This is a genomic window from Afipia broomeae ATCC 49717 (genome assembly GCF_000314675.2).
GTDB classification, from domain to species: domain Bacteria; phylum Pseudomonadota; class Alphaproteobacteria; order Rhizobiales; family Xanthobacteraceae; genus Afipia; species Afipia broomeae.
In genome coordinates this window covers 723,944-737,420 of the sequence record NZ_KB375282.1, presented here as the reverse complement: position 1 = coordinate 737,420, position 13,477 = coordinate 723,944, and the positions used below count along the sequence as shown (strand labels likewise).

Sequence of the window (13,477 nt, the reverse complement as noted above, 5' to 3'; positions counted from 1 at the left end):
GACGGGCATGCAGAGCTAGTTTACACGCCTGTCGTGTCCCTGCCAGTACCGTTCACGAAGCTTGCGCTTCAATATCTTTCCCGAGGGATTTCTCGGCATCTCTGACAAGAACTCGATCGACTTCGGAATCTTGTAACCTGCCAGGCGCTCCCGCGCATATCGCAAAATGCTGTCGGCGTCCGCAACGGCATTCTGCATCGGCACTACAAGAGCCTTGACGGCTTCGCCCCACCGCTCATCCGGTACGCCGATGACCGCGATATCGGCGACATCCGGGTGGCTGAACAAGACGCTCTCGATTTCCGCGGGATAGATGTTCTCTCCGCCGGAGACAATCATGTCCTTGATACGATCGTGGATATAAAGGTATCCGTTTTCATCAAGATATCCTGCATCGCCGGTATGGAGCCATTCACCCTTGAGGGTCTTCGCTGTGTCGTCGTGACGATTCCAGTATCCAACCATGTTCTTTGCCGTCCGGCAGACGACCTCTCCCACCTCGCGCGGTGGCAGCGGCGCTCCCAGAGCATCCACAATTCGCAGTTCAACGCCGTCGATGGCCCGGCCGCATGATTTCATGACTTCGCTATCGATACGGGAATGGTCTTCCGGCAAAAGCGCGGTCAGCACTCCGGTGGTCTCGGTAAGGCCGTAGACCTGGACAAAAGCGGTTTGCCTGAACACGCGCAACGCGCTTTTCAACAGATCGATTGGAATTGGCGAGGCGCCATAAATCACTCGCTTTAGCGAAGACGTATTGATCTGATCGATATTCTTTTCCGACAGAAGCGCCAGTATCATCGCGGGCACAAAGAACGAAGCCGTGACACGATCGTGTTGAATCGATTGAAGGACCTGAGACGGGACAAACTCGCGGAGAACGACGATCTTCATACCAGCGAGCAGGCCCAGGATGCCCGTCCCGGCCCCGGCGATATGAAACAGCGGCATTGTAATCAACAGCGTGTCACTGGATGTCCAGTGACCCCAGAAGTCGAATACCGCCGGCGACGTCAACGAAAAATTCCGGTGAGTGAGCTGAACCCCCTTGGGATGACCAGTCGTTCCACTGGTGTACATCTGAATACAGACGTCCTCGGGCTGTGAGATCACGCCGGGATCACGGGGGTTCTGCGCGTCGCGCCACGCCGCGTAAGATGCATCGAGAACAATCACCTCGCGGATCGTGACAAGTTGATCGCGAATCTTGCCGAGCGTTTCCAGAAACGGTTCACCGATAAACAGCACTTCCGCTTGGGCATCGTTGATCACAAACGCGATCTCCGGAGCGGCAAGCCGTGCGTTAATGGGCACGAGCACCGCATTCGCCTTGGCGGCACCCAAAAGAACCGAAAAGAAGGCGTCGCTGTTTTTGTCGAGAATCGCGATTCGGCGCGCAGGTTTGACGCCGGCCGCGATCAGGCCATTTGCAACCTGGTTTGAAGCACGATCGAGACCACCATAGGTGGTTTCCCTGCCTTCAAAATTCAGCGCGACCGCATCCGGGGTCAAAGCTGCATAGTATCGTGGAATATCGGAGAGCGTCTCGATTGGCGCGACGGCGTCAGCCAAGGCTATGGAGTTGGTCATGAACAGCGTTTCCCTTGGGCTCCATTGAATCTGGACCCTTAGGACAGCAGGCTGAACGTGCCCGTCCTGAAGAGGTAGGGAGAATTTGGCGACTGGCTATTCAATGATGAATGACGCAATCGCTATTCACTGCTGGGTATAGGCTCGAAATATCTGCCATGGCGATCATTCCGGCTGCGACGACAATGACGGTCATAACCATGATGAAAGGTGCTGATTGTTATGACGGATATCACGCTCGCCAACGTCAAGGACTTCGTTGGCCAGAGCCTTGGGGCGTCGGACTGGGTCGATGTTGACCAGCTCCGAATCAATCAATTCGCCGAATGCACCGGCGACCGGCAGTGGATCCACATCGATATTGAACGCGCCAGGAAAGAGAGCCCGTTCGGCGGCACGATCGCCCACGGATATCTCAGTCTCTCGTTGGTCGCCGCACTGGCAATGAAGCTGGGACTTGCTCCTAAGGATGCCTCTGCAGTCATCAACTATGGGCTGGATAAAGTCAGGTTCATTACGCCCGTGAAGGCCGGCGAGCGGGTTCGCCTGCAATTGGCTCTGATCGGCATCGAGCCGAAGGAAAACGGGCAATTCCTGATCAAAAGCAAAGCAACGCTGGAGATCGAAAACAATCAGTCTCCGGCTCTGGTGGCGGAGAGTCTCGCTCTCATCATCCCTTAATCAGGTGACGATGCGACCGATCATCAAAAACCCGACCCGTTTCCGGGCCGGGTTTGATAGCTCAGGACGACGACAGCACAGCCGTCAGACCGCCATCGACCGCCAGTATCTGCCCGGTGATATGCTTTCCGGCGTCGCTGGCGAACAATAGCGCAGCACCCTTGAGATCGTCATCATCGCCAAGGCGGCGAAGCGGCACACCTTCGGTCAACTTGTCGACACCGACCGATGCGATCACTCCCTTCGTCATTTTTGACGGGAAGAAACCCGGCGCAAGCGCGTTGGACGTGATGCCATGACGGCCCCAACTGCCCGCAAGAGCGCGAGTGAAGTTCACCACCGCACCTTTGCTGGTGTTGTAGGCGATCGTCTGCATCTCACCGCTGCTGCCGAACAGCCCGGCAACCGATGCGAGATTGATGATCCGCCCGTACTTGTTGGGAATCATCGATTTCTTGCCGATCTGCTGGCTAAGCACGAACAACGCGCGGATATTGAGGTTCATAAGCTTGTCCCATGCTTCGATGGGATGATCTTCCGTCAGCGCGCCCCAGGTCGCACCGGCGTTGTTCACGAGGATGTCGACCTTGCCGAGCTTGGCGATTGCGCCATCCGCGAGCCGCTTGATGTCTTCGTCCTTGGAATTGTCGGCTGCGATCCAGTCTGCCTTGATGCCGAGCTTGGCGAGATGGCCCTGAGCGTCTTCCAGATCACCGGCTTTGCGCGACGAGAGGACGATTTTTGCCCCCTGCTCGCCAAGTGCCTCGGCGATCTGAAGCCCAAGCCCGCGCGAGCCCCCTGTAACGAGTGCGGTCTTGCCGGTCAGATCGAATGCCTTCTTGATGCTTCCCATGTCGCTTGTCGTCCCTCTGATGAGTTGAATGGTTACCGTCTCGGATGCGGCTATTTTCCGCGGAAGACCGCAGGGCGGCGCTCAACGAAGGACTGAATGCCTTCCTTGAAGTCCTCGCTGTTAAACACGCGGTCTCTGATCTTCGGGATGTAGTCGATTGCAGACCGCTCGCCGCTCTCGATGAACTTCAGGGCGGCTTCCTTGGTGACCTGAATGCCGATCGGCGCATTCTTCGCTATCGTCTGCGCAATCTCCATCGCGCGCTGGATCTGCTGGCCGGGCGTCACCACCTCCTGGACCAGACCGATCTTGTAGGCCCGCTCCGCCGAAAACTCATCGCAAAGGAAGAGATGATACATCGCGTCGCCCCAGCCGGCGCGCGTCAGAAAGCGAAAATGCGCGCCACCCAGCGGGGCGATCCCGCGCTTGGATTCCATCTGGCAGAAACGCGCGTCGCTGGCAGCGATAACAATATCGCCGGCAAGCATCATTTCGATGCCGATGGTGAAGCAGATACCTTGAACCGCCGTGACGACGGGCTTTCGGCAACGCTTCTGAAGCGCGAATGTATCTACGTTGCCTTCTTTTAGCTTGAGCGCATCCTTGTCCGCCGTAGGACCGAAAAACTTCGGCATATCGAGGCCGGCTGTGAAATCGCTTCCTTCCGCGCAGACCACACCGACCCAATAGTCGTCGGTATTGTGCAAGAGAGTAAGCGCATCGGACATCTGATGCATCATCTGCGGGCTGAAGGAATTCTTCTTGGCCGCGTTGTCGATGATGATCTTCAATACATGGCCATGCACCTCGGTTCGAACCTGCCCTACAGCAGCCTTTGTCTCACTCACGTTGTTTCCTCCTGAATTCTCTTGGATCAAGTTGCCCGACATTGGGATCGACGATCCGCCATAAAAGCCGGGCGCGCTATCGGGGTAAATGGATTAGCGGAATGAAACCAGCCACCTTCCGAATGCTCCATCCAGCTTCCTGCAATACCCGTTGCCATCCGATCAGGCGTCGGGCGCGCTTGGGCTCGATCAGATCAGCCGACACGTCTTCCAGCTACTAAAATTCTGGATGATTGCTATTCATCAGTGAATGACCATCTTGGGCCACGCAGCGCTTCACCTCTGAATAGCGCCGGTTCAAGATTTTCATTGGGGCCGACAAAGTCCGCCTGCTTAGCTCTCGCGACTTTGCCAAAAGCCGAAAAAGGCAACGCAAAGCCGTAAAGCCTGGGAGGGCGCCATGAATTTCAAGACATTCGCAAAAATCGCGCTTGGACTGATCGTAGCATATGGGCTCGCAACAAGCGATGCAGCGCTCGCGCAGAAACGCTACGACCCGGGAGCGACCGATACTGAAATCAAGATCGGCAACACATCGCCGCACAGCGGACCCGCTTCGGCATACTCTGCGATTGCAAAAGCGCAGGCGGCCTACTTCAGGATGATCAACGACCGCGGCGGCATCAACGGCCGCATGATCACTTACATTTCTTATGACGACAGCTACAGTCCGCCCAAGACCGTCGAACAGTCCCGCAAGCTGGTCGAGAGCGACGAGGTCCTGTTCCTGCTGAGCAATCTCGGCACGCCAGGCAACACGGCCATTCACAAGTACATGAACCAGAAGAAGGTGCCGCAACTGTTCGTCACCAGCGGGGCGGACAAGTGGGCCGATCCGGCGAACTATCCGTGGACCATGGCACTTCTGCCCAGTTATCGCGGCGAGGCACGCATCTATGCCCAGTACATTCTATCGAACTATCCCGGCGCCACGATTGGCGTGCTCTATCAGAATGACGATTTCGGCAAAGACTATCTGATCGGCCTGAAGGAAGGACTCGGCGAAAACGCCGGCAAGCTGATCGTCGCCGAGGTGCCCTTCGAGGTTTCGGCTCCAACCATCGATTCCCAGATCGTGCAGATGAAGGCCGCGAATCCGGCGGTCTTCATCAACATCGGGACGCCGAAGTTCGTCGCACAAAGCATCAAGAAGGTTGGCGAGCTTAACTGGAAGGTTGTTCAGATCATCCCTCAGGTTTCGACCACGATCGGAGGCGTCATCAAGCCGGCAGGCTTCGAGAACGCGCAGGGCGTGCTCAGCGCCTATTACCTGAAGGACGCCACCGATCCGAAATGGAAGAACGATCAGGGCATGATCGAGTGGAATGCCTTCATGGACAAGTATCTTCCGGACGCAGACCGGGCGGATAGCCTTTACATTTATGGATATGCGGTCACCCAAATCATGGCACAGGTGCTCAAGCAGTGCGGCGACGACCTGACCCGCGAAAACGTCATGAAGCAGGCCGCCAGTCTCGATATGGACGTGAATATGCTTCTGCCTGGCATCCGCGTGAAGACGAGCGCGAGCGACTACCGGCCGATCGAGCAGCTTCAGATGATGCGCTTTTCCAAGGATCAATGGGAGTTGTTCGGCCCTATTCTCAGCAGCGAAAACAAACCTATGTAGCTCCACCCAGACTGACCCGACACTCATTCATCGAGTGCCGGGTTTCTTTTTATTTGCAGGACAAGAACTCAAGGAGCTTCACACCATGTTAGGCCTGATGCAGGACTGGCCGTTGCTGTGCCACCGTATCATCGACCATGCCGCGGACTGTCACCCCACGCGAGAGGTCGTGACCCGGTCAGTCGAAGGACCGATCCATCGCACCAACTATCTGAACATCCGGACGCGCGCCCTGAAGGTTGCACAGCGGCTCGACCGTGACGGCATCAGGCTCGGAGACCGCGTCGCGACCCTAGCCTGGAACACATGGCGTCATCTTGAGACCTGGTACGGAATCATGGGCATCGGCGCGGTCTGTCATACGATCAACCCGCGGCTGTTCCCTGAGCAAATCGCGTGGATCGCCAATCACGCTCAGGATCGGATCCTGCTGACCGACCTCACCTTCGTGCCGCTGTTGGAGAAGCTGGCGCCGCAACTCTCCTCGGTCGAGCGTTTCGTGATTCTCACCGACCGCGCGCACATGCCGACGACAAATCTGCCCGGGGCAATTGCTTACGAGGACTGGATCGATAGCGTCGACGGCAATTTCGAATGGAAGTCGTTCGACGAGAATACCGCAGCCGGTCTTTGCTACACGTCTGGGACGACCGGGGATCCGAAGGGGGTGCTCTACTCCCACCGCTCCAATGTCCTGCATTCGCTGATGGTCGCGCAGGCTGACGTAGTCGGCCTGAAGTCCACCGATACCGTGTTGCCTGTCGTCCCGCTGTTTCACGCCAACAGTTGGGGGCTGGCGTTCCATGCTCCGATGACCGGCACCAAGCTGGTGTTTCCGGGCGCGAAGATGGACGGTGCGTCGATCTACGAACTTCTCCGGGACGAAAAGGTCTCACTGACGGCTGGTGTGCCGACCGTCTGGCTGATGCTTCAGCAATACATGGAAACAAACAACCTGCGGCTGCCCGATCTCAAGCATCTGACAATTGGCGGCGCAGCCCCACCGCCCGCCATGATCGAGGCTTTCGGCCGCATGGGGATTCCGGCGCGTCAGGGCTGGGGCATGACCGAGATGAGTCCGATCGGCTCGATCGGAGCACTCAAACCGCCATTCGAAAATCTCTCCGGCAAGGACAAGATCGACCGGCTCTCCAGCCAAGGTTTTCCGCCCTTCCTTGTCGAGATGAAGATCACGGACGACTTCGGCAAGAAGCTGCCACGGGATGGGAAGACGTTTGGACGCCTGAAGGTCCGCGGAGCGGCCATCGCCAAGGCGTACTATCGGATCACCGACGATATTCTCGATGACGAGGGATTCTTTGACACCGGAGACGTCGCCACTCTCGACGAGCACGCCTATATGCGGATCACCGACCGCTCCAAGGATGTCATCAAATCCGGGGGCGAATGGATTTCCTCGATCGATCTGGAAAATCTGGCGGTCGGCCATCCCGACGTGCTGGAGGCCGCGGTGATCGGCATCCGCCATCCCAAATGGGACGAGCGGCCCCTTCTCATCGTCCAGCTTAAACCGGATTCGAAGACGAAGGGTCCCGACATTCTCCACTTCATGGAAGGCAAGATCGCGAAGTGGTGGATGCCCGACGATGTCGCCGTCGTCGATGCGATACCTCACACCGCAACCGGCAAGATCAAGAAGACCGATTTACGGGAACAGTTTCAGCACTACCGGTTTCCAGGCACTTAGCCGCGGGACACATCGAGTCCAGCCCGGCCCGACTGTTCGAGAAGGGATAAAAAATGAGTTCAGTGCGCTTCGAAAAACAGGCGAATGTTGGCGTCATCACAATCGACAATCCGCCGATCAATCTCGCCGATAACGCGCTGTTTGCGGCTTTCGAGACTGTACTCGACGAGGTTGAGGCGTCCAACATCCGCGCGCTGCTGGTCCAGGCCGCGGGCGATCATTTCGGCTGCGGCGTGAATGTGCAGACCACCTTCGTTGGTGTCGACAGCAAGAGCGCCCGTCAGATGCTGGGCCGGGGGATTCGGATCTGCACCCGGCTGGAAGGCCTGAACATTCCTGTCGTCTGCGCCGTTCAGGGGCTTTGCCTCGCAGCAGCGCTCGAAATCGCACTCCGATGCGATGTCATCATCGCGGCCGATGATGCGCAGTTTGCACAGGTCGAACAGCACATTGGCGCTGCGACCTACCTGGGCGGCGCTTATCTTCTGGCCGAGCGATGCGGCCCCGCCCGCGCGCGCGAAATCTGTTTCACCGGCGACTTCTATGACGCGGCATCGTTTGAACGCTGGAATATCATCAATCGGGTTGTTCCTCGGGCCTCGCTGCAAGCCGAGGCCATGGCATGGGCTCAAAAGCTCGCCAACGCACCGACCAAAGCTCACGCCGTCACCAAGCGCCTGATGCGCGCGTTTCTTGACCACGGCGTGCGCGCTGCGGACGAACTGCTGCTCGACCTCGGCCCGCCGCTCTTCGACAGCGCGGACTTCAGGGCCGGCGTGCAAGCAGTGGTGGAACACGGTTCAAAAAACTTCCGCGGCAAGGTCGTTTTTCAGGGGGCCTAGAGGGCGATCCAAATCAGGCGGCTATCCTTGGAGAACCATTTGCATAGCTGCCGCGCCACCGTTTTGAATTGACGTTGCCAGAACTACAACCGCACAATTTTCATCAGAAAATCGCCAGTCAACTGTCGCGAGGCCTTCATGTCGACCACGAACCCGCTGTTCCAGCCATTCCGGCACAAATCGCTTTCACTGCCCAATCGCGTGGTGATGGCGCCGATGACGCGCTCGAAGAGTCCGGACGGGACCCCCGGTGAGGATGTCGCGACCTACTATCGCCGCCGCGCGGAAGGCGGCGTCGGGTTGATCATCACCGAAGGAACCACGGTCGACCGCGCAGGCGCATCGAATGATCCGAACATTCCGAACTTCTATGCCCCGAAAAGCCTCGATGGCTGGCGTCGCGTGGTGAAAGAAGTGCATGCGGCCGGAGCAAAGATCGCGCCGCAAATCTGGCATCAGGGAATGGTCCGCAAGGCTGGGACCGGTCCGCGTCCGGAAGGCAAGTCTGATGGGCCATCGGGATTGTCCGGTTCAGGCAAGCTGGTTGGCGAGCCGATGACCGACGCGGATATCGCAGACACCATCGAAGCGTTTGCGAAAGCCGCGGGCGCCGCCAAGGAGATCGGCTTCGATGCCGTCGAACTTCATGGTGCGCACGGCTATCTGGTGGACCAGTTCTTCTGGGAGCAGTCGAACCGGCGCGACGACGCTTACGGCGGGGATCTCATCAAGCGTACTCGTTTTGCTGCCGATATCATCAAGGCCATCCGCCAGCGTGTGGGGCCAGACTTCGTCATTATTCACCGGTTTTCGCAGTGGAAGCAGCAGGACTACGGTGCGAAGCTGGCTCACTCGCCCGACGAACTCGCCGCGCTCCTACAGCCGCTGGTCGACGCAGGCGCCGACATCTTCCACTGTTCGACGCGGCGGTTCTGGGAGCCCGAATTCCAGGGCTCCGACCTCAATCTCGCCGGCTGGAGCAAGAAGCTCACCGGCAAGCCAACGATCACGGTGGGATCGGTGGGTCTGAAGGGCGGCGACTTCATTCAGTCCTACAAGGGTGAAAGCGCGGAAGTTGGCGATCTCAGCGAACTCGAGGCGCGGCTTGCGGATAATGAGTTCGATCTGGTCGCAGTTGGCCGCGCGCTGATTACCGATCCGGAGTGGCCGGCCAAGGTGCGCGACAGACGCTTCGCCGAACTTGCACCCTTCTCGCCAAAAGCAATGGCGACGCTCTAAGCGGCGCTAGTCCTCACCGTTCGGTAAGATACCTGGACGGCGCGGCACATCGTGCGCCGGCGCCGGCTGTCGCAGTCCCGCACCCATTAGATGACCTCTAAACACGGCTCGCCTTATATATAGGACTACTCTATAATAGAGAGATGAATAAGCTCTCAGTCATTTTCGACCGCAGCCGTATGCCTCTGTACTTGCAGCTGGCATCGGTAATGCGGCAGCGCATTGAAGCGGGCCGCTGGCAGAACGGGGACAAGATCTCGACGATAGAAGAGCTCGAAGCCGAATTCGGCGTTGCCAAGATCACCATCAGCAAGGCCATCGAGATTCTTCGCGAAGAAAAAATGCTCGATTCCCGGCAGGGTCTCGGCACCTTTGTATCCTACGTGCCGAAGGAACGGCACTGGCTGAACATCGCCAATGACCTCGACGGCCTTATCAGCTCTATCAAGGACAATCGCGTCGAGATCGTTCACATTGAAGAAAAAGTTGCCAGCCCTCCCCTCGGCGAGGGTGAAGGTGTCCCCGCGCATAGATATGCGCTGCTGAGAAGCGTGCAGTACAACGGGGATGAGCCGTTTTCAGTCGTCAACCTGCACCTGTCGCAGGAGATATTCGCACGCGAACGGAAACAGTTCACGCGTTTACCGGCCCTACCGCGCATTATGGAGATGAAGGATATCTCGATCAGTCACGCCTATCAGACGGTGACGATCGGCATAGCGAATCCCGAGGTCGCCGACCTGCTCAAGATCGGACTTGGCGAGCCCACCGCCGACTGCAGGATCGTTCTTCTGGACGACCGGAATGTTGCGATCTACGTCGCGGATTTTCATTACCACCGGAATTGTTTCGCGCTTCGGCGCGATCTGATGAATCGCAGCTAGCCAAGCGCTCCGGCAAAGCCCCGCCCCCAAAAAAATCCTGGGGCCGAAACCCCAGGCAGTACAGAGGAAGTGTCCGCGCGCCAGAGATGATCTTTGGCGCGCGCGATTGTGTACGGATCGTCAGCTCAACCGGCAGACTCCAGTTCCGCGATAATAAGTTTATCGACCATCCGGCGCATCTTCATCGGCGCCGCGTCGATTCCCAGAATGATGCGCTTGTAGTTCGGGTCGCGCTCTTCCTCGAGCTGGATCCGCTCCAGGATGACCTTGTCTTCCTTGAACGCCATATCGAGATCGGCGGTCAGCGAGGCGTCCATGTTGTGCTCGTTGGTGCGGAAGTTACGGACATGGAACCAGTGCTGAAGCACCGTCCGTTCATCGACCGGGGTCAGAACGTGGCAGGCAAACATCCGAACGCCCTTATCCCTGTCCTCCGTATCGGGAATCGAGCCGGCAGGGCACGATCCCATGTCGATCGCGAAGTAGCACGGCGTCGAGTAATTGTAGTAGTGCCAGCGATCGACTGACCCGGTGAGCTTGCCGTACTTCGAGAAAAGCGGAATCGCCGGCCCGTTGCGGATCCATCGCCACACGGTGATTTCGTTGTTGCGGTATTCGTTGTTCACCGGAACGGTGGCACCGGCCGGAGTGCCAAGAGTTGTTGTGTGAACGAACGTGACGTGCGCCGGATCAAGCAGGTTGTCGCAAAGGCTGAGATAGTTGCACTCGATCCGCAGCGTGTCGCCCTGCACGGCGTGCCAGCCTTCGGCCTCATACTGCGGCAGATGAAACATCTTGCTGAGATCGGCTTTCTTCGGATCGCCCATCCAAAGCCACACCAGCCCGTACTTGATCTGAAGCGGATATGAGCGGACCAGCGCGTTGCCCGGAATCACATCCTGCCCCGGAATGAGGACGCATTTTCCGCTGCAGTCGAATGTCATGCCGTGATAGCCGCATTCGATGTTGTCACCCTTCAATTTGCCCAGGGACAACGGGGCAAGACGATGCGGACACGCATCCTGAAGAGCCGCGATGCTTCCGTCCTCCAGACGATAGATGACGATGGGTTCTTCGAGCACCACGTGCCGAGTCAACTCCCGGCCAACACGATCGGCCCACACCACCGGGTACCATGCATTGGTAACGTATTTCATTTTGTTGCTTCCCTTCGACAGTCAAGAATTCCGCAGCCGTCAATGATAGTAAGCGCCGCCATCGACAACCAAGGTCTGGCCGGTGATGAAAGCGGCATGCGGGCCCGCAAAAAAAGCGACGGCGCCAACAACGTCTCCAGCCAGCATGTCCCGCTTGAGCGCCCTGCTGCGCACGGAAAATCCGGAAACCGTGTTCGCCAGTTCGGGATTGTTTTGAACGCCATCGCTCAGCGTGAAGCCGGGCGCGACGCTGTTGACGAGAACACCGTGCTCGCCAAGCTCGGTCGCAAGCGTTCGCGTCATGGACACGATCGCGCCCTTTGAGGCGACGTAATGCAACATGCCGGGATTGCCCTTGAAGGCGACACCCGACGAGATGTTGATGATGCGCCCGGAGCCCTGCTTCTTGAATGCCGGCAGCACCGCCTTGCAGCACAGAAACTGCCCGATGACATTGACATTCAGCATCTTTTGCCAGTCATCGACCGTAAGCTGCTCGAAGGGCTTGAGGGATAGAGTGGAATAGATCGCGGCGTTGTTCACCAGAACGTCGACGTGCCCGAACCGTTCGACGGCCGCTGACGCCATGCGGCCGGTGTCCTGCTCGCTGGAAACATCCGCATCGACATGGTGGGCCTGATATCCGCGCTGGCGCAATTTATCGGCGGCGGCCGAACCTCCCTTGAGATCTGCAATCATGATCGACGCGCCCTGCCCGGCCAGCGCCTCGCAGATCGCATAGCCGATCCCCATCGCGCCGCCGGTGACGACAGCCACCTTTCCTGTCAGGTCCATTCCTAGTCTCCAGTTCCGAAAAGTGAGGGCGGTACGATGTAGAACCCTCTTCCGATGGGTGCGGCAGCACCTCTTTCATCGAGGATCGCAAGATTGATGATTGGCGTGACGCCGGTGGCGCGGACGACGTCGGTATCGATGACACGCATACCGGCGTTGATGATGGCGCTGGCGCGCGATTGCGCATCCGGCGGGAGCAAATGTGCCCACTCCGCTGCGAGCACTGGTGCATGACTTAACGCCTGTCCGCCAAACCCGCAGACATCGACGAGCGCGCTGTCACCGATGGCGCCCAAGGCCGGCGCCGTCTGCTGTGGATTGAAGCGGATTCCTGTTGGCGGCGCGCATGATACGGTCGACCAGCTTGTCTCGCCGCGCCGTCGCAAGCCAAACTCAATGCCGTTGCCGCCAATGGCCACGATCTCGCTTGCCGATGTGTGCAGTTTCCACGCGGCCCAAGCCATCCAGATGCCCAGGACGAAACCGGGATTCGCCCGGATATCGGCCCCGATGCCGGTGGGCAATTCGCTCATGAGTTCGAGGAACCGATCGTTTCCGGCCCGTGTAATGGCGTGGCAGTCGTCCCCCTCGCGCAGCGCCTCCCGCATTATCGATTCGATGTCCGGCAGTTTGCCAAGCTGCGGATTGAGTGCTCGCGCCACCTCCGCAGTCCAATCGCGCGCGCGCGCGACACAGAGTGGATCGGCGGAGCCAAATCGCAACGCTGGCGGCGGCCCTTCGGAGACAGGAGAATAGAAGACGCTGTCATTGTCCCCGACCTCGAAACACCACATCGACGGCGCAGCCACCATCGCGAGCGGAACAGCAATGCCGTGGTCCTGCGCCGGCTTGAGTGAAAGTGAACCCGCCTCAAGCATCCCGCGCGCGGCTGAGATATCCTCGGCGAAACCTCCGATCACCGCGGCCTGCTCCGCTGCCGCCATGACCGCGCCCGGCGGTTTGCCTTTGTAAGGCGGTCCAGCATGAAGCAGAGTGTGTGCAGGCAGGTCCGCCCTGGCGTCACTTAACCGAACGAGACGACGAAGATGCGCAAGCTTCCGATTCATTCCGCACTCACCTGGCGCACAGAATGCGCGGCCTTCCGACGTGGATTTGCGGCATTCGCCAAACAATAAGCGCGTCCGCCGACCTAATCATTCTATTTATAGCATGATAGAGATATGCGGCAAGTACACAAAGTGAGTTTTTCGTGCAAATTGCCCCGAAAAATAGCATCATCGATTACATTT

The 13,477-nt window shown here is 58.3% G+C and carries 12 protein-coding genes; 6 read left to right on the top strand and 6 right to left on the bottom strand.

Annotated features, from left to right (window positions below; genetic code table 11):
- Positions 1-15: 15 nt before the first annotated feature.
- Positions 16-1,590, bottom strand: a complete 1,575-nt coding sequence (locus HMPREF9695_RS03495; protein WP_006019410.1) for a fatty acid--CoA ligase — start codon at positions 1,588-1,590, stop codon at positions 16-18.
- A 222-nt stretch (positions 1,591-1,812) separates the two neighbouring features.
- On the opposite strand from HMPREF9695_RS03495, the gene HMPREF9695_RS03490 reads away from it, so the two are divergent.
- Positions 1,813-2,271, top strand: coding sequence for a MaoC family dehydratase (locus HMPREF9695_RS03490; RefSeq protein ID WP_006019409.1), 459 nt, complete (start codon positions 1,813-1,815; stop codon positions 2,269-2,271).
- Positions 2,272-2,332: 61 nt separating this feature from the next.
- Here HMPREF9695_RS03490 and HMPREF9695_RS03485 read toward each other — a convergent pair whose 3' ends face one another.
- Positions 2,333-3,124: an SDR family oxidoreductase gene (locus HMPREF9695_RS03485; protein WP_006019408.1), complete on the bottom strand. Its 792-nt coding sequence runs from the start codon at positions 3,122-3,124 to the stop codon at positions 2,333-2,335.
- Positions 3,125-3,174: 50 nt separating this feature from the next.
- Positions 3,175-3,972 carry a crotonase/enoyl-CoA hydratase family protein gene (locus HMPREF9695_RS03480; protein WP_006019407.1) on the bottom strand — a complete coding sequence of 266 codons (798 nt, stop codon included), beginning with the start codon at positions 3,970-3,972 and terminating at the stop codon, positions 3,175-3,177.
- Positions 3,973-4,372: 400 nt separating this feature from the next.
- On the opposite strand from HMPREF9695_RS03480, the gene HMPREF9695_RS03475 reads away from it, so the two are divergent.
- The 5 genes from HMPREF9695_RS03475 to HMPREF9695_RS03455 all read left to right on the top strand — a co-directional run bounded on the left by HMPREF9695_RS03475 (position 4,373) and on the right by HMPREF9695_RS03455 (position 10,275).
- A complete protein-coding gene (locus HMPREF9695_RS03475) occupies positions 4,373-5,602 on the top strand; it encodes an ABC transporter substrate-binding protein (RefSeq protein WP_006019406.1) in 1,230 nt (409 codons plus the stop codon).
- Between the two features lie 85 nt (positions 5,603-5,687).
- On the top strand, positions 5,688-7,310 hold the full coding sequence (locus HMPREF9695_RS03470) for a fatty-acid--CoA ligase (protein WP_006019405.1): 1,623 nt from the start codon (positions 5,688-5,690) through the stop codon (positions 7,308-7,310).
- Positions 7,311-7,363: 53 nt separating this feature from the next.
- A complete protein-coding gene (locus HMPREF9695_RS03465) occupies positions 7,364-8,152 on the top strand; it encodes an enoyl-CoA hydratase/isomerase family protein (RefSeq protein ID WP_006019404.1) in 789 nt (262 codons plus the stop codon).
- 138 nt (positions 8,153-8,290) lie between these two features.
- On the top strand, positions 8,291-9,391 hold the full coding sequence (locus HMPREF9695_RS03460) for an NADH:flavin oxidoreductase (RefSeq protein ID WP_006019403.1): 1,101 nt from the start codon (positions 8,291-8,293) through the stop codon (positions 9,389-9,391).
- Positions 9,392-9,534: 143 nt separating this feature from the next.
- Entirely contained in the window at positions 9,535-10,275 is a 741-nt protein-coding gene (locus tag HMPREF9695_RS03455; RefSeq protein ID WP_006019402.1) for a GntR family transcriptional regulator, read from the top strand.
- Between the two features lie 125 nt (positions 10,276-10,400).
- On the opposite strand, the gene HMPREF9695_RS03450 is transcribed toward HMPREF9695_RS03455, so the two are convergent.
- From HMPREF9695_RS03450 to HMPREF9695_RS03440, 3 genes are read right to left on the bottom strand one after another with little or no spacing between them, the layout of a single operon-like run.
- Positions 10,401-11,432, bottom strand: a complete 1,032-nt coding sequence (locus HMPREF9695_RS03450) for an aromatic ring-hydroxylating dioxygenase subunit alpha (RefSeq protein ID WP_006019401.1) — start codon at positions 11,430-11,432, stop codon at positions 10,401-10,403.
- A gap of 39 nt (positions 11,433-11,471) precedes the next feature.
- Positions 11,472-12,227: an SDR family NAD(P)-dependent oxidoreductase gene (locus tag HMPREF9695_RS03445; RefSeq protein ID WP_006019400.1), complete on the bottom strand. Its 756-nt coding sequence runs from the start codon at positions 12,225-12,227 to the stop codon at positions 11,472-11,474.
- Between the two features lie 2 nt (positions 12,228-12,229).
- Positions 12,230-13,171 carry an oxamate carbamoyltransferase subunit AllG family protein gene (locus tag HMPREF9695_RS03440; protein ID WP_006019399.1) on the bottom strand — a complete coding sequence of 314 codons (942 nt, stop codon included), beginning with the start codon at positions 13,169-13,171 and terminating at the stop codon, positions 12,230-12,232.
- Positions 13,172-13,477: the final 306 nt, after the last annotated feature.